21 protein-coding genes and 1 tRNA gene are annotated in these 23827 nt (G+C 40.0%); 11 read left to right on the forward strand and 11 right to left on the reverse strand.

The window, feature by feature from the left end:
* Positions 1-35 precede the first annotated feature (35 nt).
* The 10 genes from JKG61_RS00780 (at position 36) to JKG61_RS00825 (ending at position 11573) form a co-directional block, all read left to right on the forward strand.
* The gene (locus JKG61_RS00780; protein ID WP_202101092.1) at positions 36-1166 is read left to right on the forward strand and encodes a glycosyltransferase; all 1131 of its coding nucleotides are present in this window, start codon (positions 36-38) and stop codon (positions 1164-1166) included.
* Positions 1144-2271: a glycosyltransferase gene (locus JKG61_RS00785; RefSeq protein ID WP_237249329.1), complete on the forward strand. Its 1128-nt coding sequence runs from the start codon at positions 1144-1146 to the stop codon at positions 2269-2271. Before JKG61_RS00780 ends, JKG61_RS00785 begins: the two co-directional genes overlap by 23 nt.
* Positions 2272-2288: 17 nt before the next feature.
* On the forward strand, positions 2289-2741 hold the full coding sequence (locus JKG61_RS00790; RefSeq protein WP_202101093.1) for a S24 family peptidase: 453 nt from the start codon (positions 2289-2291) through the stop codon (positions 2739-2741).
* Positions 2738-3007, forward strand: coding sequence for a PqqD family protein (locus JKG61_RS00795; RefSeq protein ID WP_202101094.1), 270 nt, complete (start codon positions 2738-2740; stop codon positions 3005-3007). Before JKG61_RS00790 ends, JKG61_RS00795 begins: the two co-directional genes overlap by 4 nt.
* Positions 3008-3017: 10 nt before the next feature.
* The gene (locus tag JKG61_RS00800) at positions 3018-4106 is read left to right on the forward strand and encodes a nucleotidyltransferase domain-containing protein (RefSeq protein ID WP_202101095.1); all 1089 of its coding nucleotides are present in this window, start codon (positions 3018-3020) and stop codon (positions 4104-4106) included.
* A gap of 1 nt (position 4107) precedes the next feature.
* Complete coding sequence (locus JKG61_RS00805; protein WP_202101096.1) at positions 4108-5730, forward strand: ABC transporter ATP-binding protein; 1623 nt, start codon at positions 4108-4110, stop codon at positions 5728-5730.
* Positions 5731-5755: 25 nt separating this feature from the next.
* Complete coding sequence (locus tag JKG61_RS00810; protein ID WP_202101097.1) at positions 5756-6703, forward strand: hypothetical protein; 948 nt, start codon at positions 5756-5758, stop codon at positions 6701-6703.
* Between the two features lie 7 nt (positions 6704-6710).
* A complete protein-coding gene (locus JKG61_RS00815) occupies positions 6711-7520 on the forward strand; it encodes a polysaccharide biosynthesis/export family protein (RefSeq protein WP_202101098.1) in 810 nt (269 codons plus the stop codon).
* Positions 7521-7533: 13 nt separating this feature from the next.
* Positions 7534-9915, forward strand: a complete 2382-nt coding sequence (locus JKG61_RS00820) for a GumC family protein (RefSeq protein WP_202101099.1) — start codon at positions 7534-7536, stop codon at positions 9913-9915.
* A gap of 179 nt (positions 9916-10094) precedes the next feature.
* Positions 10095-11573 carry a helix-turn-helix transcriptional regulator gene (locus JKG61_RS00825; RefSeq protein WP_202101100.1) on the forward strand — a complete coding sequence of 493 codons (1479 nt, stop codon included), beginning with the start codon at positions 10095-10097 and terminating at the stop codon, positions 11571-11573.
* A gap of 75 nt (positions 11574-11648) precedes the next feature.
* On the opposite strand, the gene JKG61_RS00830 is transcribed toward JKG61_RS00825, so the two are convergent.
* The 9 genes from JKG61_RS00830 to JKG61_RS00870 form a co-directional block, all read right to left on the reverse strand.
* Positions 11649-11730: transfer RNA gene (locus JKG61_RS00830), tRNA-Leu, on the reverse strand.
* 225 nt (positions 11731-11955) lie between these two features.
* Positions 11956-15126, reverse strand: a complete 3171-nt coding sequence (locus JKG61_RS00835; RefSeq protein ID WP_202101101.1) for an efflux RND transporter permease subunit — start codon at positions 15124-15126, stop codon at positions 11956-11958.
* A gap of 24 nt (positions 15127-15150) precedes the next feature.
* A complete protein-coding gene (locus tag JKG61_RS00840) occupies positions 15151-16290 on the reverse strand; it encodes an efflux RND transporter periplasmic adaptor subunit (protein WP_202101102.1) in 1140 nt (379 codons plus the stop codon).
* Between the two features lie 34 nt (positions 16291-16324).
* The gene (locus JKG61_RS00845; protein WP_237249330.1) at positions 16325-17650 is read right to left on the reverse strand and encodes a TolC family protein; all 1326 of its coding nucleotides are present in this window, start codon (positions 17648-17650) and stop codon (positions 16325-16327) included.
* Between the two features lie 129 nt (positions 17651-17779).
* A complete protein-coding gene (locus JKG61_RS00850) occupies positions 17780-18358 on the reverse strand; it encodes a TetR/AcrR family transcriptional regulator (RefSeq protein WP_202101104.1) in 579 nt (192 codons plus the stop codon).
* Positions 18359-18608: 250 nt separating this feature from the next.
* Positions 18609-19037 (reverse strand): c-type cytochrome, encoded by a 429-nt coding sequence (locus JKG61_RS00855; protein ID WP_202101105.1) that lies wholly within the window; start codon positions 19035-19037, stop codon positions 18609-18611.
* Position 19038: 1 nt separating this feature from the next.
* Positions 19039-19674, reverse strand: a complete 636-nt coding sequence (locus tag JKG61_RS00860; protein WP_202101106.1) for an SCO family protein — start codon at positions 19672-19674, stop codon at positions 19039-19041.
* Positions 19675-19682: 8 nt separating this feature from the next.
* Entirely contained in the window at positions 19683-20111 is a 429-nt protein-coding gene (locus tag JKG61_RS00865) for a transposase (protein WP_202101107.1), read from the reverse strand.
* A 31-nt stretch (positions 20112-20142) separates the two neighbouring features.
* Positions 20143-20670, reverse strand: coding sequence for a DUF4442 domain-containing protein (locus JKG61_RS00870; protein ID WP_202101108.1), 528 nt, complete (start codon positions 20668-20670; stop codon positions 20143-20145).
* 149 nt (positions 20671-20819) lie between these two features.
* On the opposite strand from JKG61_RS00870, the gene JKG61_RS00875 reads away from it, so the two are divergent.
* Positions 20820-22043: an MFS transporter gene (locus tag JKG61_RS00875; RefSeq protein WP_202101109.1), complete on the forward strand. Its 1224-nt coding sequence runs from the start codon at positions 20820-20822 to the stop codon at positions 22041-22043.
* Positions 22044-22242: 199 nt separating this feature from the next.
* Here the strand turns inward: JKG61_RS00875 and JKG61_RS00880 are convergent, their stop codons facing one another.
* Together JKG61_RS00880 and JKG61_RS00885 are read right to left on the reverse strand one after the other, a co-directional pair.
* Positions 22243-22878 carry a uridine kinase family protein gene (locus JKG61_RS00880; RefSeq protein WP_202101110.1) on the reverse strand — a complete coding sequence of 212 codons (636 nt, stop codon included), beginning with the start codon at positions 22876-22878 and terminating at the stop codon, positions 22243-22245.
* A 13-nt stretch (positions 22879-22891) separates the two neighbouring features.
* Positions 22892-23824: a LysM peptidoglycan-binding domain-containing protein gene (locus tag JKG61_RS00885; RefSeq protein WP_202101111.1), complete on the reverse strand. Its 933-nt coding sequence runs from the start codon at positions 23822-23824 to the stop codon at positions 22892-22894.
* Between the last annotated feature and the right edge of the window lie 3 nt (positions 23825-23827).

The raw sequence follows: 23827 nt of genomic DNA on the forward strand, positions 1-23827 counted from the left end.
AGTCAGTTGGCGGGTCGAAAACTAATTATACACTTATGAAAACAATAGTGATATCTGCAGTGAATATTGTTGAAGCAGGGACTCTTGTCATTTTGCGTGATTGTTTACATTATTTATCACAATTGGCTGTTGATGGGCATTATCGGGTGGTCGCTGTGGTTTATGATCAAAACTTAGCTAAGTATCCTCATGTGGAGTATATAGAAACGCAATGGCCTAAAAAACGTTGGATTAATCGATTGTGGTATGAATACGTTTCCATGAAAAAGGTAAGTAAGGAGATCGGTTCCGTATATCTTTGGTTTTCTTTACATGATGTGAGTCCCAATATAAAGGCAGAAAGACGTGCTGTTTATTGCCATAATCCGTTCCCATTTTATACGTGGAAGTGGAGGGAATTACTCTTTGCCCCCAAAATAGTACTGTTTGCTCTGTTTTCTAAATTTATTTATAGGAAAAACATTTATGATAATGACTTTATCGTTGTGCAGCAGCTCTGGATTAGAGAGGCCTTCAGGAAAATGTTTGAACTGGAAAGTGACAAAATTATTGTCTCATTACCTGCTAACCCGATGTTGAATTGTGATTTTGGTAAAGATACATCTAATGATGAATACCAGTTTATTTATGCAGCCTCTCCTAATAGTCATAAAAATTTTGAATGCTTATGCGAGGCAGCAAGTCTTTTAGAGCGGAATGGTGTATCTGGATTTAAAGTATTAATTACAGTAACTGGAAATGAGAACAGGTATGCACAATGGCTTTTTAAAAAGTGGGGAAATAAGGTAAATGCATTGAAATGGATTGGCTTTCAGAAGAGAGACGACTTATTTAGGCTCTATGGAGAGAGTAATTGTCTCGTGTTCCCATCTAAAGCGGAAACTTGGGGATTGCCGATTTCTGAGTTTGCGAACTATGAAAAACCTATGCTATTAGCCGATAAACCGTATGCCCGAGAAACAGCTGCAGGTAGTAAATATACTGCATTTTTTCATCCAGACAGGCCAGATTGGTTGGCGGAACATATGAAAAGATTGATAGAAGGAAAGAGGAGCAGTTTAGCACAGGTGGATCGCATAAACATAAAGCAACCTGTGGTGAATGAATGGAGAACATTGTTTGATCTACTTTTAAATAAACATCATGAAGATATTACAGGTCGGTAAATTTTATCCTATAAGAGGTGGTGTAGAGAAAGTAATGTATGATCTGATGCTGGGTCTTTCGGAGAATGGGATCCGTTGTGATATGCTCTGTGCATCGACGGAGGGGCATCCAGAGGGAAGAACACAGCTTAACGAATTTGCAGAATTGATTGTCGTTCGGACTAAAGTAAAACTGGCTGCCACCATGTTGGCTCCTGCAATGATCAGTGAGTTAAAGCGAATTGCTCGAGATTACGATATTGTACATGTACACCATCCTGATCCTATGGCGGCTCTCGCCTTGTTTTTATCGGGATACAAGGGAAAGGTTGTCATGCATTGGCACAGTGATATCCTAAAACAGCGGAAACTCATGAAACTCTATGCGCCTTTGCAGTCTTGGTTGATCAATAGAGCTGACCTGATCTTGGGGACTACTCCTGTCTACATAAAGGAGTCTCCATTTTTGAAGAATGTACAAAGTAAGTGTGATTATGTGCCGATAGGTGTAGTGCCTTTTGTCTTTCAAGACGAAAAAGCACAAGCGATAAGAGATCGCTATAAGGAGAAGAAAATTGTCTTTTCTCTTGGGCGCCTAGTGGAATATAAAGGTTACGAATACTTGATCAAGGCGATAGCTCTATCGGAAGATGATATTCAGCTTTTGATCGGTGGAACTGGTCCACTAATGGAACAATTAAAGAGTTTGAGCGAACAGTTAAGTATTGCAGATCGAGTGACGTTTCTAGGCTTTGTAGCCGATGAGGAGGTCCCCGCATATTACCAGTCCTGTGATTGTTTCTGTTTGAGCTCTATTTCAAAAAATGAAGCTTTTGCTATTGTCCAACTGGAAGCGATGTCATTTGGAAAACCTGTAGTGTCAACGGCTATCCCAGGATCCGGAGTAAGTTGGGTCAACCAACATTTGAAATCGGGATTGATTGTGCCTATAGCAGATGAAAAAGAGCTTAGTATAGCAATAACTAAATTGCTTTCTAATGATTTGTTGTATAAGCAGTTGTCTGATGGTGGGAAGAACCGTTATAACCAGTTTTTTCGTAGAGAAAGGATGGTGGAAAAAACAAATGAAATTTATCGCAAACTTTTATCGATAAACAATGTTTAATAAATAATGGCCAATTGATGGAACAGACAATAAAGAAAATCGTTTGTAAAAACGACCTTTTTTTTAAGGATGTGGAGGAGATACTGAAGGAAGGGAAGAGGGTGAAGATTACGGTGAGGGGAGACAGTATGAATCCTGTTCTGAAAGATGGGGATATTGTGGTTCTGGAAAAAGGGCATCTACCGAATGAAAAGAAAGGAGATATCGTATTCGCTAAGCATGAAGGGAAATATATTTTGCATCGTGTTATGTGGATGTCTGCCAATACGCTTTGCTTAGCAGGTGATGGAAATAAACTACAAGTAGAAAAAGTCCGTAAGGATCATGTACTGGCCGTAGTAAGTGGAGCATTTCGTGGTGAAGAATATTTGTCGCTGGATTTTTCAGGAAGTAGTGTACAGTGGTTTGGGCGTTGCCTGTCTGGTTTTTTTTGGTATATAGGCAATCGTATTAAGAAAAGGTATCTATGAAGTTGAAAAAAGATTTGGTTTTAAGGAAAATAGGCGAACAGTATGTCGTGGTGGATCCAGGACAGGATATGGTGGATATGTCTACGGTGTTTACATTAAACAGTACTTCTGCTTTGTTGTGGAAAGAATTGGATGGGAGTGAGGTGACTACAGCTCTGATAACAGATTTGTTGTGTGTAAACTATGATGTGCCACGGGAAACAGCTGAAAAAGATGCCATAGCAATTTTTGATGCTTTTTGTACGAATGGATTATTGGTAGATTGACATGGGCGGTTTGGAGCGAGTTTATACTGTTTTTTTTAGCCTGCTGCAATCTGGACTATGGTCTAAACCTATAGCATCGACAGATAAACTGCCGCTATCTCCGGCAGAATGGCAAAGCTTGTATGAGCTGTCGAAAGCACAGACAGTAGAGGGGCTGGTATTTGATGCGATAGAGCAATTGGATGTAAGGCTATTGCCACCTACGGATCTATGGATGAAATGGCTGGTTCGGGTGACGAAGATTGAACAGCATAATAGGATTATGAATCAGGGTCTAGGCGAACAGATCGTAATATTTGAGCGTTTGGGAGTCGAACCGGTATTGTTGAAAGGACAGGGTGTCGCTGTACATTATAATGCTCCTCTTCGAAGGACCTGTGGTGATATAGATTGGTACTTTTCTACAAAAGAACAATATGAGAAGGCTAATGACTGGGTAATACAACAAGGGGGGGACATAAAATACGTGCCGGGAAGAAGTATGTGTTATCATTATAAGGGCTTGGAAATAGATCATCACAGTAATCTGATAGATCTATATAATCCTTTTGTTAAGCCTTTTTTGCAGAAATTGATTGCAGTAGAACGAGCAAAAGATGAATCTATTGATATCATGGGGCATATATGTCGAACATTATCACCTCTTTTGAATATTATACAGGTGGTGAGCCATGTTTTGAAACACCTTTTGTCATTTGGTTTAGGATTAAGACAGTTGTGTGATGTGGCTCGACTGTATTATGTCCATCGTAAGGAAATCGAGGGTACGTATCTGCGCGATATCTACAGGCAATTGGGCATAGAGCGATGGGTAGTCTTGATGCATGATTTGTTGGTTCGCTATTTGGGATTGGAACGGCATTTTTTACCGTATCCAATAAATGGTAATGAGAAAGCGGATTGGATGATGGAGGATATTTTACGTGCGGGAAATTTCGGCTTTTTTGATAAACAATACTCCGATGAAGTGCGAACAGGAGAGCGTAAGAATGCGTTCTTACGGGTAAGCAGAAATCTGTGGAAATATGGGCGTTATGTACCCATAGAGTCTTTCTTTTTTCCATTGGTACAGGTTTATACACGTGTTTTAAGTAGATAGTATGCAACGCAACTTGATGACACATATGGGGTGGATGTGGATGCTGACCGAGGGGTTTCGCTACAGAATTTTGCTTTATGTGCTGTTGGAAATTGTGGGTATAGGAATGGGATTGGTCTTTGTCTTATGGACGAAAAAGGTGGTCGATCAAACTGTGGCAGGTGGTACAGATTTTTTTTCTGGCGATCTGTGGATTATGATAGCTTCATTGCTGGGATCTGTGCTTGCCCGTATGGCAGCAGGATGGTTTAATGAACGCACAAAAGTAGAAATGTTACTGTCGACACAGAAACAGCTTCTGCAAAAGCAGCTGCGCGCTACTTGGCAGTTTTTGAATAGGTGGTCGTCGGGCGATCTACAGGTCCGTATACAGGATGATGCTAGAGAGGTGGTGCAAATGGCTGGACAGAGTATATGGTCTACAGGGATAACTCTATTGAGTCTGTTGTCTTTTTTAATGCTGTTAGCCTGGTTTGATAGTGTGTTGGCGTTGTTAATGTTGGCGATATCGTTGTTGTTTGGATTTGCTAAAGTTTATTTCAAAAGAACTAAACGCTTGAATGAACAGTTGAAAATGGCGAGGAGTGATTTTGGTCATGTCGCCCAAGAAAGCTTACAGTCTAAACTCCTGATAAGGGCTTTGTCTATCTATCCTGTTCGTTGGAAAAGAATTGAGGACAGTTTGCAAAATATTGCTGATGTACAGTATTCCTTGATCAGTTTTACGACTTTCTCGCATGGTATGATCCGGCTATTGGCATCCATAGGTTTCTTGGTCGCATTCTCTTGGGGGCTGTATCGCTTGCACTTGGGGCTTATCACATTTGGTTCATTGATGGCCTTTTTGCAATTAGTAGGACGTATACAGACTCCGGTCTTATCATTGATGGCCTTTGCTCCGCTGGCCGTACGTACTAGGGTTGCAACGGATCGTCTCATGGATATGGTGGATACAGAGGTCGAACCCGAAATGGAAAACAAAGTGTTGAATGATTTGAGAGCGATATATATAGATAAGCTATGTTTCAGCTACCAAGATCGTCCTATTATTGACAACCTGAGTGTGACTGTTTATAGCGGAGAGTCTGTGGCTATAATGGGGGCGAGCGGTCAAGGTAAGACGACTTTTGTACGGTTGATACTGGGAATGTTAAGCCCGACTTCGGGACAGATTGTACTGGAAAGTAAAAAGGAATCGGCTGTTCTGACAGCAGCACATAGGATCAATATGGCGTATGTGCCACAGGGAGGAAAGCTGTTTCGGGGGACGGTTAGAGATAATCTGGAGGTGATGGAAATGGGGATAACGGAGTCTGAGATTGAAAGAGCTCTGTTTTTAGCCTGTGCCGAATTTGTATATAACCTGCCTGATGGTCTGGATACGGAGATAGGCGAAGAGGGGTATGGACTGTCTGAAGGACAGGCACAACGTATAGCTATTGCGCGAGCGATGGTAAGAAGCAGTCCAGTATGGCTTCTTGATGAGCTGACATCTGCATTGGATGAGCAAACAGCTAAGACCGTAATAACACGGCTTTTGGAGGAAGGACATGATAAATTAATCTTGTTGGTGACACATGATCTGGAGTTGGCAAAGCGTTGTGACAAAATTATTTACATATGATAACAAATAGTAAATAGGATAAAGTATGAAAAAGGAAGACAAGAGTAATAGGGCTATATATACTATAGTCATCGCAGGACTCGGGATACGGATCAGTATGCCCAGGGACTACGATGTCTCTGCATGTCTACCGAGTTTTTCAACATTTATCGGACCTGAGCCTGATGAAAGGGATATCGTGATGGAGGTGGAGTTGCGGGAGGGGAATAGGCCTGTTGTAACTGGAAGAAGTCGGGTATTGACGGATGTCTCCTACGCTTGGGAAAACCGTTTTTTATTTACAGAGGTGGAGACAGGATATAAGGTGGCAGTTCAAGCAAATGATCAGAATGGCGTATGGGAGATGTGGACGAATATAGAGTTTTCAAAATTGACTATTTATGTTGTCAAAGATGAGTTGTATACAGCTAATATACTGAGCTGGTTCTTGATGATGGCTTTTGGGCAGACCATTTTAAAAAGAAACCGGGTAATGATTCACGCTTCAGTAGTTGAAAGAGATGGAATGGCTTATGCTTTTTTGGGGAAAAGTGGTACTGGAAAGAGCACACATAGTGAACTTTGGTTGCGTCATCTCGATAATGTAACCTTGCTGAATGATGATAATCCGATACTGTCTATAGAAGAGGGACAATTGTACGTGTATGGTACACCATGGAGCGGAAAGACAGCTTGCTATGTCAATAAAAGAGTACCGTTAAAGGCGATCGTGCGCCTACGAAAGGCCCAAGAAAACAGCATGAGGTGGATGAATAATGTGGATGCTTTAACAGCTTTTATACCGAGTTGTACGGCGATGCGCTGGAATATGGAACTGTTTAATAGTATGATCGGAACTGCCGAACAGGTTATTAAGATGTTGGATATTGGCGAGTTTTCTTGTCTGCCCAACGCTGAAGCAGCTGTTGTGTGTCATAAAAAAATTGTTGAACACTCAGATAGAAACGAGTTTACTAACCTACAAAATAATTAATACCGCTATGAGAACTAAATGTATAAACAAAATTGTTTTAGGATGGATTGTCCTAAGTGTGTTACTGCTAAATGGGTGCGTGGTAGGTAAGAAGGTAGTCTATGTCAAAGATATGGGAATTAATGGGCATCATAGGATCTTGGATGAAGAGCCTATGAAACTGCAGAAGGGGGATCGGTTACGGATAACGGTTTCTTCAAAGAACCCAGAGTTGGCTGCACCGTTTAATGGTGGCGTCGGAGCATTTAGAATAGATGGTAGTGGAAATGTGGAGGCTGTGAATGAGCAAACGAAAAATGCTCAGAGTTACTTGATTAATAGCGAAGGAATGATCGATTTTCCTGTTTTGGGAAAAATGATGGTAGCGGGTATGCCGCTGGAGAAAGTAACAGAAAAAATTACAACGCAATTAAAAACGGGAGGTATGATCGCTGATGCACTAGTAAAAGTAGAACTGTTGAATTTTAAGGTAAGTGTAACGGGGGCTGTATTACGAGAGAATGTCTTGCATGCAGAGAATGCCGAAATGACCTTAATGGAGGCGCTGGCACTTTCTGGTGGTCTTAAGCCTAATGCTGCTCCTGATCAGATAAAGGTCATCCGGGAAGAAGATGGGATACGCCGGATAATTGTGCATGATATAGAATCCAAGAGCTTTTTTGATTCGCCAGCTTATCATTTGAGGCAGAATGATATTGTATATGTCACGCCGAGATCTGCTGAAGATACACCGCGTGAGAATCGGAGTTGGCGGTTTTGGAGCACAGCAATGGGGCTGATATCAATCGCTTTAGCGGCATTAACACTGGCAAAGTAAATATAACAGGAATATGGGGAAACATAAAGATGCAGCAGTAGGAGTCTTGGAGAACCGAGAGCAATCGCTGAATGTACTGGATATATTAAAGTACCTAGGTTCGTATTGGCCTTGGTTTATCCTGTCTATCGTATTGTTCGGAGGTTATTATTTCTATGATTATAGTAAAACACCATTTATGTATGGACGTTCGCAGACGGTATTGATCAAAACTCCTGCCAATACGCCCGCTACGGCACGGTTTACACGGGCCAATGCTGGGTATAATAGCGTGAGTGTCGCTAGCGAAACGCTACAGTTACGTTCGAAAGAGCTGATGCGTCAGACCGTTGGACGTCTCGGCGCAGATATAAGTTACTCCCGTAAAATAGGCTTACGGACGTATGAGCTTTATGATAAGTCTCCTGTAAAAGTACAGGTCGTAAAGGGTAAGCCGGAAAGTACCTGGAGTCTTTTGGTCACACCACTGAACAAAGATAGTATAGAATTGGACGGATGGCAGGGAAAGAGTACGCAGGGAACTATTCGGGTAGCTATAGGACAATCTCTTAAGACGCCGCTAGGTGAAATAAAACTCGATTCGACAGTTTATTATTCAGAGAATATATATGGGAAGCCTATTCATATCCAAAAGTTTGCTCGGGAACAGATGGTCAGTTTTTTTCTGAGTAATCTGAAGATAAGGCAAATGGAAGATGATGCTTTTCTTTTGCATATGTCGTTGGAGGATTTGTCGGGGCAGCGTGCCAGTGATATATTGACCGATCTGATTACTGTTTATAACAGTACGGCTCTGCAGGACCTGAATCAGACCGCTGTAAATACAGCAAACTTTATTAAAAACCGTTTGCAGATCATTGAGGAAGAATTAAATGAAGTGGAGACTGATATCGAGCGGTTGAAGGTGAATAATCAGGGAGTAGATGTAGGGGCAGCAGGTCAGATGTATCTCAATGAAGCCAGACAGTTTCAAACCGAGCGAACCAAAATTGAAACGGATAAGAGACTGGTAGAAATGATGCGGGAATATCTTACCCGAGGAAATAAATCGAATGAGCTGATTCCGAATAATACGGGCTTGGTAGATGCTAATGTTGAAGGACAGATTGTAGAGTATAATAAAGCATTGTTACGGCGCAATCGTCTGGAAGAAGGTAGCAGTACAGCAAATCCTGTAGTACAGGAGCTGGATCAAGGGTTGAATGCAATGCATAGTAATATATTGCGAGCAATTGACAATACACTATCAGGACTACAGGTAAAGATCAATAATACACGAAGAGAAGAAACTCAGGTCAAGGGGCAGGTGCTGCAGATTCCAGGGCAGCAACGGTTGATGTTGGAGGTGGAAAGGAAGCAGAAAGTGAAAGAAGATCTCTACTTATTTTTGTTGAATAAAAGAGAAGAGAATGCCCTGAATCAAGCCATGACAGAGGATAATATACGGGTGGTAGACCCTGCCTATGGAGCAGACGGTGCAATCTATCCTAAACGTCTGAAGAAAGTAGGGCTGGGGGTGATGATAGGTACGGTTTTGCCTACAGTTTTTTTGTTACTCATGCTCATCTTGGATACAGGAGTTCGCACGCGACAGGATATAGAAAAAGTTGTTACGGCTCCGTTTTTAGGTGAGTTGCCCTTAGAGAAAAAAAATGATGAAAAGGGAATTGCTGTGTCTAAAGCGGGACGGGATCCACTGACTGAAGCATTTCGTATTCTAAGGACCAATATTAACTTTATGGCCCGAGATGGAGCTCCTCCACAAGTTATTACCTTTGGGTCGTTTACTATTGGTGCAGGAAAGACTTTTAATGTGATGAATTTATCGGCTACGATTTCTTACTTAAAAAAGCGTGTCATTATGTTAGATTTGGATTTAAGAAAAGGTACACTCACCAAGAGACTAGGTATTAGGCAAAAAAAGGGAGTTACACATTATCTTTCTGATAATGCTCTAGGAGTTGACGAAATTATATGTGAAAGTCCGCTTTCTGAAGGGGTAGATTGCATACCTATTGGAGTTTTGGCGCCTAATCCCGTGGAGTTATTGCTCAGTCAGCGATTGGATGAATTGATTCGCGAGTTGAAAAAACGCTATGACTATATTATCGTGGACGGTGTGCCTGTGGGAATTGTTGCGGATGCAGCTATTATCAGTCGTATTTCTGATTTAACCATATTCGTAATACGGGCAGGCAAAATGGATCGTAGGCAATTGCCGGAGTTGGAAGCACTATATCAATCTAACAAGCTATCTAGATTGGGTATAGTACTTAATGGGGTAAAATTAGGGAGCGGAGGTTACGGTCGATATGGCTATGGCGGATATGGCTATAGTTATGGATATAGCTATGGGACTGAGAAAAGGACTTTGTGGAAGAAAGTATTTGGATAATTTTTTAATTATAAAAACCATTATGATTTTATTTTGTTGTTTTAATGAGAAAGTTAGTGATGCCTTGTAGATTATCTATAGGGAATTTGTAACCATTTGCTAAGTGTTTTGGGGACCTGAACATCGTTGTTGCGGCTGTTTTTGGTAGATACTTGGCAAACTTTGCTTTATCTTGAAAAATGAATATTCTATCTACCAGACTTGTTTTATTACTTTTTTTAAGCTTTTTGTTTTTTCCTTGTGGGAGTGCCAAGGGCATCGACTACGTGATTCATGCTGGTTCTGTCGAAAGCAAAAAAAATAATCCCAGGAATGGCTCTGTAATACAAGAGGTCATTATAACCAGTCAAAATGCATTTGACTTTCTTTTGGATGTTGACAGGAATAAAGAATTACTACGCGCTGCAGAATACCGTACTACTTTAGCGCAATCATTGATTAACTATGGTAAGATTAAGGAACTAGTGATGATGGATAGCTATCTCTTTAAAGAGATGGGGATCGATAAATATCTATCAGAAGTGTTAGAAGAATCTACAAAATTGGCTCTGACCTTACCGGATAGTAATCAGCAACGTTTTTATTCCTGTTTAATAGATGCGTCTAATGCTGGATTAAAGATTCCTTTAGACGATCAGAGGTTATTATATACCCGTGCTTATAAACATTATGCATCAATAGATGAAAGTGCTAAAGAATTTAAGATGGCAAAATCTATAGGGCAAGCCAGTCAGGCTCTGTCTCTTTTTTTATCCCAACATGTGGCTCAGGCGAGAGAAGTTTTTTTAAAGGCGATTTCAGATATTGATGAAAGGAATATAGAGGAAGCTGATTACTACTTAGTGTTTAGGTATATTAATTTTCTGGCGCAAACAAAGGCTAATGACGATATAGAAAAATGGTTGAAATACGCATTGTCCTTAGCAAGAGAAGAGGGTAATATTTTTTATCAGGCATTATCCTATTATCATTTCGTTCTGTTAAAAGTACAGCAGGGGCTTCCAGACACGTCTGCTAAATACCTACGGGAGTATCAGCTTTGTAAAGTAGCGTTGAGTGCTAAAGAATTGGTTAGGATTTCATTTGTTGAGAGTGGATATTACGATTTTTCCAGTATCTCATTGGTTAAGAAGGACAAGGGCATCGCCACATTTTTTGGGTTAGTGCTTTTGATAGTTGCGGGTACTATTGGGGCATCGGCGTATGTTTATAATGCTAGTAAGAAGGAAAAATTATCGATTGTAAAAAGAATCACGCTGGATGATCCGATAGCACTTCCAGATGATTCACAAAAGGTTGTTGACTTGTCTCCTAACAATATTGTAGGTAATGAAATGAATTGGAAGCGAGATGCAGCAGGTGTGGAATATATAAGTAACCTGAAAAAAATGGCCGAGAATAATGACCCGTTGTTCATGCAGAAGTTTAAGCAGTTCTTTAGAGATTTTGCAGAGTACGTGGGAAAGGAAGCAGAAACACCATTGAACTTGGCAGAGTTGGAAGTATGTGCATATACTAAATTAGGATACACCACAAAAGAAGTGGCTTACTACAGAGGAGACTCTATACGATCGGTGGAAAATAGGAAATATAGAATCAGACGTAAATTGAATCTGCCGAGAGATGTAGATTTTACCAATTGGGTGCTGACAGCATAATGAGTTAAAAATTATTTATGGTAAGTAAATCTATTTGTAAATAAAAAGCGAATCATTTTGTGATTCGCTTTTTTGTACCCAGCGCCGGAGTCGAACCGGCACATCCGAAGATATTGGTGTTTGAGACCAACGCGTCTACCAATTCCGCCAGCTGGGCATGCTGTTGTTTCATTGTTGACGATGCAAATATAGGTGTATTCCTTAAATTAGCAAAGAAAAAACACGTATTTTTCCAAACTATCTGATTATTAATTAGAAAGTTTTTATGATGGTATCTGAGGGTTTGTATTAATACAGGAAAGATGAAAACGGGATCGATAAATAGCAAAGAAGGCCGGTACGATCGACCAGCCTTCTTTGTTATAGAAAATTCTATCGGGCATTAATGTGCACTCAACTGTTTTTTCTTTTCTTCATCAAAACCAGCTTCTAGTTCAGCTAGTTTCTTTTTCCCGTAAGCTAATCTTGTGATCACAACAAAGAGCACCGGAACGATAAAGATCGCGAGGAATGTAGCTGCGGTCATCCCTCCGAATACGGTCCAGCCAATAGTCTGACGGGATACAGCACCAGCTCCAGTCGAAAGCATCAAGGGGATGATACCTAAGATAAAGGCCAGTGAAGTCATGATGATGGGACGTAGTCGAAGCTTTACTGCATCTAATGTGGCTTCAATCAGATTCATGCCGATATCTACACGTTCTTTGGCGAACTCTACAATCAAAATAGCGTTCTTAGCTGCAAGACCAATAATGGTCACCAATCCAATCTGCGCAAAGATATTGTTGTCAAGCTGTGGAATAAACATCAAGGTTAATATAGCCCCAAATACACCTAAAGGCACAGAAAGAAGGATCGAAAATGGTACGGACCAGCTTTCGTACAGCGATGCGAGAAGTAGGAATACAAATAAGATACATAAGGCAAAAATCTGTATAGTCTTAGAACCGGATTGTTTCTCCTGTAGTGTTAACCCCGAAAATTGATAATCATATCCTGCAGGTAATGTCTGGGCAGCGACTTCTTCAAGCGCTTTGATTACATCACCGGAACTGTAACCTGGAGCTGCTCCTCCCGAAATATCAATAGCTCTAAAGATATTGTAGTGATTGATGAGTGATGGCATCGTAACGAGCTCATAGCTTACCAATGCACCCATCGGCACAGGCTGTCCTTTTACGTTGTTGACATATAGTTTGTTAATGTCCTCGATCCCCATACGGTAATCGACATCGGCTTGGGTAACCACGCGGAAATTACGGCCGTATTTGGTGAAATCATTTACATAACTGCTACCGAGATATGCAGAGATAGTCGAATAAATGCTGGCAATTGGTACCCCCATCCGTTTGGCTTGCTCTCTGTTTACTTCTAACTTATAGTTTGGCGAGTTCGAGTTAAATAGGGTATAGGCCATTCCAATTTCAGGACGCTGATTTGCAGCCATTAAGAACTTACCTACCGTAGCCTCGAATTGTTTAATATCTACCGTCTGTAAATCCTGTATCTGTAGAGAGAAACCTCCAGAGGCTCCTAGGCCGGGAATTGCCGGAGGAGTTACAGCCAAAACCCGAGCTTTTGTGTATTGTGCATACTTCTTCATAATCGCACCAGTTATTTCATTAACTGTGCGCTTGCGGTCTTTCCAAGGTTTGAGCGATACGAATAAGGTCGCTCCGTTGGGTTTGAATGCCCGGTTCAAAATATTAATACCAGATATCGAGGTAACGTATTTGATCTCGGGAAACTCGGTTAAGAACTCTTTTTCCAACTCCTCTAATATAGCATCTGTTCGGGCAGATGACGAACCTTCGGGTAGAGTAATACCAGCAAAGAACATCCCTCCGTCTTCTGACGGGATGAAACCAGTTGGCTTGACCGTAAACATCCAACCTGTACCAATGAAAATACAAAGTAGTACGATTAATACTAGAGGTGTTGCTTTGATCGCTTTTTTTACCCCCTTGGAATAGGAGTAGGTGACCTTTTCAAACCATACGTTGAATTTATAGAAAAACTTATTCAAGCCTCTCGAGTTTTTAGTTACTGCCGTAGGCTTTAGCATAATGGAGCAAAGAGCTGGAGTCAATGTCAAGGCGATGAAAGCTGATAGCATTACGGATACTGCAATGGTAATCGCGAATTGTTGATACAATTTACCAACCATACCAGGAATAAAACCAACAGGTACAAACACGGCTGCCAAAATCAAAGCAATAGCGATTACTGGAGCAGTAATATCTTTCATGGCACGCATTGTCGCTTCTTTTGCACTCATTTTATAATGATCGATATAATGCTGCACGGCCTCAACTACAACAATCGCATCATCTACAACTATACCTATGGCTAATACAAAGGCTAGCATCGTAAGGTTGTTAATAGAAAAGCCAAACATTAAGAAGAAAATGAATGTACCTACGATAGAGACTGGAATAGCAAGTACCGGAATCAAGGTTGCTCTCCAGCTCTGAAGGAAGAAGAATACAACTACCGTTACGAGTAACAGCGCTTCTAAAAGTGTATGGATTACCGACTCGATAGAAGCATTAACTACCGATACAGTCTCGTAACCAACTACATAGTCTACGTCTTCCGGAAAGGACTGTTTTAGTTTCTCTAACGAAGCAAATATACCTTCAGCTGTTTCTACGGCGTTTCCTCCTGGGGTTTGACTGATCATCATACCGGTAGAGACCATGCCGTTGACTTTGGTTGACGTCCCATAGTTAAACTGTCCTAATTCTACACGGGCAACATCTTTTAATAGTACGATAGAGCCATCCTGATTGGTTTTGACAACGATGTTTTCGAAATCTTCAACATCAGACAGATCTGAATCTGTAATTACCGGGTATTCAAATACAGTAGAGGACTGTTGGGGCTTTCCTCCCACACTTCCTCCTGGTATGCGGATATTTTGCTCTGCTATGGCCGCTGACACATCTGATGGTGTCATTTTGATGTTGGCTAGTTTATTAGCATCTAGCCAAACACGCATAGAGAAAGGTTGACCAAAGGCGGTGACATCCCCCACGCCTTTGACACGCATGATAGCATCTTTAATATATAGATTGGCATAGTTAGACAAGAATTTGTCATCTCTGGTTCCTTTCGGAGAAACTAAAGATACCAACATCAAAATATCCGTATTGGCTTTACGTGTGGTAACGCCCAGACGACGGACAGCTTCCGGTAAGGCCGGCTCTGCAATTCCTACACGATTCTGTACATCTAATGTCGCAATATCAATGTCGGTCCCAACTTCAAATGTGACGGTAATTTGGGCTTGGCCATTAGATGTACTATTGGACGACATATAAATCATTCCCGGAGTACCGTTAATTTGACTCTCAATTGGGGTGGTAACCGTTTGTTCGACGGTTTGTGCATCTGCTCCTGTATAGTTGGCAGTTACGGTAACTGTGGGTGGAGCGATGGAGGGATATTGACTGATCGGCAACGTGGATACGGCAATAACACCAATAATGGTGATCAAGATGGAAATAACCATCGCCGTAACTGGCCTTTTAATAAATACTTCTGATATCATTATTATTTATTTAGCGTCTGGCAATTATTTTTGTTTATTTTCTGCATTGTTTTCGGCAACTTTCGCTCCAGGTCTTAGTGATGCTGCTCCATCGACTACAATCTTTTGACCGGCCTCGAGACCAGAGCTAACGACAACCTTATCTGCCAATTTGTGCCCTAAAACGATTTGCTTAAGTTCGACTTTGCTACTATCATTAATAGTATAGACATTGAATGTACCCAGTTGTTCAAATACAGCTTTGTAAGGGATCACTAATTCCTCCTCGCTAGATGTACTTTCTACGTTTAGCGTGGTATTCATACCTGCTCTAAGTGCATTGGCTCCGTTAGCGAAAGAAGCTCTCACCTTTAAAGTTCCTGTCTGGCTGTCTACAGCACGGTCAATAGTAACTATTCTTCCGCTTTCCTCATAGCGGCTACCATCCGGCATCGAGGTGTAGATTTGAGTCGAAGAACTCCCTGCTTGTAGTTTGGTGAATTCAGGAATATCTTTCTCATTGATTTGAAATTCAACAGCTATTGGATTTGTAGATGATACTGTATTTAAAAGTGTTGTTCCTGCATTTACCAGTGCACCGGTACGTACTTGTGATATACCTATATTGCCAGAAAAAGGTGCTAAAATAACTGAACGCTGTAGATTTGTACGGGCTGTTGTCAAAGCTGCTTCTGCCGCTTGAACTTGCGCACGTTGGTTATTAACGTCTGTTGTTGCGTAATCTAGTGTTTGTTTGGCAATCGCATCTTTCTCTGCTAAGGTTTGATAACGTTGTAAATCTTTCTGTACGCGGTCTAGATTAGCCTTTGCTATTTCTAAATTAGCTTTTGCTTGATCTACTGCGGCCTGGTATCGAACACGGTCTATTTCATAAAGACGCTGTCCTTTACTGACAAATGCACCATCCGCAACAAAGATATTCGTAATATATCCAGTAACCTCCGCTCTAATTTCTGTTTCCTGTAAAGGAACGACACTTGCTGGATAACTCTTTAAACCCGATACAATCTCTTTACCTACTATAGCTGTCGAAACTGGCATCGCCATTTCAGCTTGTTGTCCTGGGGCACCGCCCTTTGGTTTATTATCTTTTGACCCACCGCAGGATTGTCCGAGTAATCCAGAACCGATAAGTAAGGCTGAAAGTAATTGAATTCTATTCATGACGTTATTTTTTTTCTATGATTAAGGTTGTTTATTAATTAATTTCTACTGTACCTAATGCTTTTTGTATATCTAGCTTACTCGATAATACGGCATATAGTGAGTTTAAGTAGTTTAGTTGGGAGGTCTTTAAGTCTGTCTCTGCAGTCATCAACTCCAGATAGGTCTTTACTCCAGCATCGTATTGTAATTTAATTGTGTTATAGACTTCTTCTGAAAGTTCCATATTGTCTTTGGAATTACGCCATTCGTTCATATTGGCTCGATATCCAGCCATGGCGGCCGAGTATTCCGTACTGATCTGATTCTCCAGGTTCTGAACGTCTAATGCAATACGTTCCTCTTGAAGTTCTGATTTTTTAATTTCTTGGATTCTCTTGGTACCAGTGAATATGGGCAGAGATAATGTCAATCCAACATTTGACCCTGGAAAGTTGTCACTGTATAGATCCGAGAATTTATTGTTTCTATAGTTTAACGCATAGTTGGCATAAGCACTTACTTTCGGTAGATAGTTCCACTTTTGATACTGCGTATTTAAACGTTGGATGTCTTTGATGTTTTCCAATTGTTTGAATTCGACCCGATTGGCTATTTGAAGCAGTTCTGTTGTGTCCAAAAGAATATTGCTTTCCATACTCTGATTAACAAATGATAGAGAAAGCGGCTGGTGGGTAGGAATCGCCAATAACATTTTTAGGTAATCGTATTTGTATTTCCGGTTTTCAGAAGCAGATTTTAAATCAGCCTTTGCATTATTCAACGATATCTGCGCGCGTTTGAAATCGGTTTTATCTACCAGACCTACCTCATATCGAGCATTAGCCTCTGTATGTTGACGTTCGAGTCTGGTAATGTTTTCATTGATTATTTTTATTTGCTCTTCACTGGTCAGAATATCATAGTAAGCTTTACTGACATCAACCACAGTATTGATTTTTGTAGATTCTTCATTAAGGTTGTTTTGCTGGCGTACATATTTAGCGGCCTTCGAAGCTTGAAATAATTGTGGACTGATCAATGCTTGGTCTGCCTGGAAAGTTAGTGCACTCGTGTTGCGTTGGCCTAAGGCTACGTTGTTACCATTAAAATTAGTCGTTGGTAGCTGCATGGAGTGGCTGAGGCTCCCATTAGCATTGATCTGTGGGAACCAGCCTGACAGAGCCGAGGCAATTTCACGTTCACCGATCTCTTTGTCTATCAATGCTTGTTTGATTTCAATCTTATTGCTTAAAGCGTAACTGATCAAATCATCTAATGTTGCATTGTTTCCGAGTTCTGCTTGCTGTGCAACGGACATACTGCAGCCAGCAATTGCTAGAAAGGCAACAGAAAATATCTTCCTAAAATTATAATTCATCTTCATATACGTTTATATCTATTTTGTCGGTGATTAAACTACCTGTCTTGATTGTTTTTGAGAGATCTCTCCTAGTCGATGCATTGGAATCGAATAACGAAAGGAAGCGCAAGGCTAGGATGTTTTGCATTATTGTTTCACTCCGTTCCAAATAATTTCTACGAGTTCTTCTAAATGTCTTCTGTCTAAGGGGACCTTGCCGTAAAGTACGGATTTCGAAAAGGTAACCGCAGATCCTATGAAGGCAGAAGCCATGACATGAACATCTATTTTTCTTAATGAATTTGTTTCCATACCTTTCAACAAAAAGTTGATCACATTGTTTTCATCACAACCTCCCACTTTCTGTTTATCGTGCGCGAGTTCATTAAATGGAGAGTTGTGAAATTGTTCTAAAAAACTGAATATATCGGTGTTGTCGACCTGAAATTTACAAAAGCGTTCTAATACCATAGCGAACTGCTTCTGATAGGGTAGTTCAGGATCAATAGCATCGAATATATAGGAGTTGATTTTCTTTTTACAATAGGTAAAAAGCTCTAATATCAAATTTTCCTTGGATGGAAAGTAATGATAAATAGTGCCAATAGCTACATCTGAACTCTTGGCGATCATACTCATCGGTGTTCCGTGGAACCCATTTTCTTTGATGAGTGCCAGTGTATGCTTGAAGATACACTCTATTTTATCTGTAAATTGAACGTTCATTCGGTTGCAAATTTAATGATTGAGAACCAATAAAAATGTCAAAATTCTGTTATAAAAGGTGATTTTCCTAAGAGTGGAATGTGGAGTAGAGAAAGCGTTTAACCCGCATCTGTGTTAAGAAATTGTTAATTCTTAAGAAAAGGCTTGACAGGTGTATGTTCTACACTTATCTTTGTGGTATCATAATTTAGGTTTATAATTGGTTAGTAAAGGTTTTCATTCTCCCCGTTTGAAAACCTTTTTTTTATGCCTAGTTGCAGTTTTTTAAAGCTTCCTTTACTTCTTGATGCGAGTAGATAGAATCACTTTGTGTAAAGTTGGTAGTAATATAGGTTAGGATATAAGCTATATCTAATTCGCTTAGTTGTGGGTTAGCAGGCATTTTTTCGTTAAATACCTGTCCATGTATGATAATTTCTCCCTGCATACCGTTTTTTACCATGCAGCTCAATTTTGCTCTGTTGTCTTTGAAAAAAGCAGCGTCAGTCAATGGGGGATAGAGTTTGCCTAATCCTTCTCCCTTTGCTCCATGGCAATTTTGGCAATTTGTAGTATAAAGCTTTTGACCATTTACGGCATATTGAGCCGTCTCTATATTGAGATTGGAATGACATGAAGCCAAATAAGCTAAGCTAAATATGGTTATGCCCAGTATAATGAAAATGTGGAATAGACGCATATTACTTGTACTCTTGTAAGAGAATATCTATGTCCGCTAACAATTTTTCTACTTCTTCACTGTTGGTGCCGTCGTAAGCTCCCCTGATTCTTTTGTCATGATCTATCAACACTAAATAACCAGAGTGATCATAGCCTCCTGGGACAGAAGCATCTTCTTTGGTGTATACGAGATACTTGTCCGAAAGGCCGTAGATTGCAGCCTTGGTTCCGGTTACAAATTGCCACTGCTCATTGTCTACGCCCAATTTGCTGGCATAGGATTTTAAGACGTGTGGTTGATCATATTTAAAATCTATGCTATGAGATAGGAAAGCTATCCGGTTATCGTTTTTATACTTCTCGTACGCTTTTAAGAGGTTACGTTGCATGGTTGGACAAATACTCGGACAATGCGTGAAAAAGAAATTGGCAACGTATATTTTATTATCGAAAAACTTATCTGATAGCATGACACTATCCTGATTAAGAAATTCAAACTTAGGAATAGTAGGATAAATGGTATCAGCTACCATTTTTCCCTCTATTTCTTTTTGGACCACTTCCCGTTCTCCGATAATAGGGAGTTTTTTTGCCGTAGGTTGGCACGCTACAAAAGTTAAAGCACATGCAGCGGTACAAAAAAAAGTTCTAATCATGGTATTAGTTATAGTTTACCTAGTTTTTTGTTGCTCTCTAAAGAGACGTCTTCAAACTGTTTTCTCATTGCTTTTATTTTTTCGATTTCTCCTTCTTGATAAGATACTGTAGTACTATCGGGGTTGTACTCTTTCATCCAAGTCATCATATTGTCTGTCGCAGCTTCGAGGTTGCTTTTCAATGTGATGAGATCGATTCTTACGGCAGCTGTATCTGCTTGGGGATCTTTTGTAAGAACCTGGCCTAGATTTTCTAATATAGAATCAATTTTTACCGTAGTCTTGTCAAAATGGGCAATCTGAGGCATGATTTCATCATGGATAGCTATAGCCTCTTCAGCTAGCTGTTGATGTTTAACGGCTTCTTTGGTTGCGGAAGACTGGCACGAGCCCAGTAGAATCGCACTCGCTGATAGTAGATAAATTTTTTTTTTCATGTGTACAAAATTTAGTGTTTTTAAGTGTAGTCTAATTATGTCCTACCCCCTTATAAATTTCTTCTAATGTAGTTGATTTATTCTCCCTCTTGATAAGGAAATCCAAATTTCTAATATAAATTTCATTGTGACAGATAGCGCATTTTACGCCATTTTTGTCGAATACACAAGTGGTGAAAGTTTTTATAATTTTTCCTTTCTCCTGGATTTCGTCAAAAGCCTCTCTTACATCATTATCCTGTAAATAGAGTGAATACTGTAAATCGGTTCTTCCGGGTTTTAGATATTCAATACGAGCAGATTTGAGCCATGCGACAGTTCGCTTCATTCCATTGGCTTGAAAAATTTGATCTAGAAGTATGGAATGTACAGGATCTAAGGCCGTAAAAATTGTTCCTCCAAATACTGTTTTATTCGAATTGACATTTAGAAAGCTTTTATGAATCTTAACATCAATTCCCCTAAAATCTTTGTGGACTTTTTTTACCCATATTCTTTGAAAAAAGAAAGGAGGATAGAGCCTGAGCAGCCATTTGAGAGAAGACGGATTTAACTTCATACTAACAAAAGTACGATTAATAACGTTTTAAATAACTAAATCGAGGCAATATGTTGTGTAAAATGATTTTCTATAGTAAATTACATCAAATTTAACCATTCTGTGACTTAAGTAAAGTCACCTTTGTTTTTTATTAATAGACCTTAATTATGGCTTCCAATAATACAAAGAACACATGGCTATTGATTCTGGTAGCTTCATTGGGTTATTTCGTAGACATCTATGATTTGATTATTTTCTCGATTGTACGCGTACGTTCTTTCGAGGATATTGGCGTAGCTGAAGAGCTTATGCGGGTAAAAGGAGAGTTTGTATTGAATATGCAAATGGGAGGCTTGTTATTGGGTGGGCTGATATGGGGAGTAATAGCGGATAAATATGGACGGGTAAGGGTATTATTTGGCTCCATTCTACTGTACTCCCTAGCTAATATTTATAATGGTTTTGTGCACGATGTGACCACTTATGGTATAGTGCGTTTTATAGCAGGAATCGGATTGGCGGGCGAACTAGGAGCGGGGATTACTTTGGTTAGCGAGTCCATGCATCGAAGTAAACGCGGATATGGCACTATGTTGGTTGCTGGAGTTGGGGTTTTAGGAGCTATTTTAGCTTATTTTGTGTCCGAATGGTTTGATTGGCGTACCGCTTATTTTGTAGGAGGAGGAATGGGGATTGTATTACTCTTGATGCGGGTAGGGACTTTTGAATCGGGGCTTTTCACACAATCTATAGGACATGGTCATGTCCCCAAAGGAAGTTTAAAACTATTGTTTATGGATAAGGATAGACTCAGGCGTTATGTGTATTGTTTGTGTATAGGTTTGCCAATTTGGTTTGTTGTTGGCGTATTAGTTACTCAAGCGCCTGAGATAGGTAAAGCTCTAGGGGCGAAAGATATGTTGAGCGCAGGAAAAGGGGTTATGTTTACCTATTTAGGAATTTCTGTCGGTGATTTCTTAGCAGGTCTCTTGGCGCAATGGTTAAAGTCGCGAAAGAAAGTGGTGCTTCTATGCCAGATACTGATTTTAGTGTCTTCCCTGTGGTATTTAAATAGTACAGGAATAGGAGAGAGCAAGTTTATGTTTCTCGCATTTTTTATGGGTCTGGGGGTTGGGTATTGGGCTACTTTTGTGACAATATCTGCAGAACAGTTTGGGACAAATCTAAGGGCAACTGTCGCTACGACTGCCCCAAATTTCGTGCGGGGCGCTCTAATACCTTCTACGTTATTGTACGGTTATTTTGTGGACTTATGGGGGATTATTGCTGCCGCTACAATTACGTTAGTTCTGCTCACAGGAATTGCTATTTTTGCTTTAACACAGTTAGAAGAGAGCTTTGACAAAGATTTGAACTATTACGAGGAATAGATTTTTAGCGATCAGGGCATTTTTTACAACGCTTACCTCTTTTGTATTTTTTGCAACACTTCTTGAATACACAACAAGAAAAATCGCCAAAGGGGTTTATTCCTTTGAGCGATTGATCAATTTCTGTATTTGTTACTACTAGATCTGATAAACTCTGCCTTTCCATACTGCAAAGATAGTTATTTAGACTAGTTTTAAATTAATTGAATTGTAATTTTTCTTTTAGCTCCTGAGAAATAACATTTGTAGCACTGTTAATAAGCACTGGATCATCCGTATTGTTGACAACAATGCGGTCACACGTGTTTTTATAAGGTAATAGATATGTGTTATAAGAGGGGACAACATGGTTGATCCATTTGTACATCACATCATCATGGTCGTATCCGCGCTCTACCAGATCTCTTTTTAATCTACGTGTTAATGCTATTTCTTCATCTGCGTCTAAAAATATACGATAGTTTAACAGCTGATTAATTTCTTCATAATGAAAGATAAACAATCCCTCTACAATCAGAATAGGAGCTGGCTTTATTTCCAGCGTTTTGGGTTTTATACTGGGATTATTAAAGGTATATTCTTTTTTATATATTGTATTTCCTTCGAAAAGGCTTTTGATATCATTGAAAAACGATTCTCTATCAATCGAAGAAGGAATATCGAAGTTGTATAACCTGTTTTCTTCCTGTGTTTTGGTATTCGCTGGAAAATAATAATCATCCTGCGAGATTAATGTGACTTGATCTTGGTCAAAATGGTCTAAGAAGCTCTTTAAAAAGAAAGTCTTACCAGAACCACTACTACCTGCGATTCCCATTACATACGGTTTGTCCATTTATATTTTAAAATTACTCTTGCTCTAATGGTATGCCATAGGTAATCTCTACCTGAAACTTCCGATCTAATACACCGATTGAAGAGGCAACAGATTTGGAAAGTACAACAATAGCATCCTGTGTTTCTTGATTATCCCCAAATTTGCCTACTACTTTTGCAAAGGTAACACTTCGGTTCATAGGGTTTGTGATTTTTAAGATAGTTCCTATAGGAGCGGTTTTATGCAAGGCGAGGCTGGTCTGCCCGTCTCCTTGAAGGCTATCCATCCATACTCCCACTCCACGTTCTTTCTTTTCTCGGATACCATATTTGTTGGGCTTAAACATAGAATCATCGATGGGTTGATGCTCTTGTATTTCGGGAGGTACCTCTGGGACAATAACTGATTCTATCTTAGGCTCTGGGGCGGGAAGACTATGATTAGGTACCTTTAAGATTTGTCCTTCCCGCAGATTCTCCGATGTGAGGCCGTTGACTTTTTTTATATCATCTACAGAAATTCCAAAACGTCTGGAAATTGCATAAAGTGTTTCACTTTTGCTGACTTTGTATTCCGTTACGTCTTGCGGATCTATCAGGACGTTTTCTCGATCTGGAATCGGGTTGAGCGTCTTAGTAGCTTGGTTTTCAGTTACAGCCTTGCCTCTAGGTATTTTTACGGTATCACCAACGCGAAGGCTTTTCTTGTTGTTGGTATTCATGATATCCTTTACAGGAACTCCGTATACCCGGCTCAACTGATAGTAGGTCTCCTGGGGAGTTAACTTATGGATGACATAACGTTGTCCATTTATAATTTCGTTTCCTATAGAATCAGGAGCGATGCATACCATTGTCGTTGCCATATTTTTGGCTTGAATGGAAGTCCAATTGCTTAATCCTAGTCCTAGAGCCAATAAAAACGATAATTTATGATACGATTTAATAGTTTTATTATGCTTCATAGC

Origin of the sequence: Sphingobacterium faecale (assembly GCF_016746095.1) — a bacterium.
GTDB classification, from domain to species: Bacteria; Bacteroidota; Bacteroidia; order Sphingobacteriales; family Sphingobacteriaceae; genus Sphingobacterium; species Sphingobacterium faecale.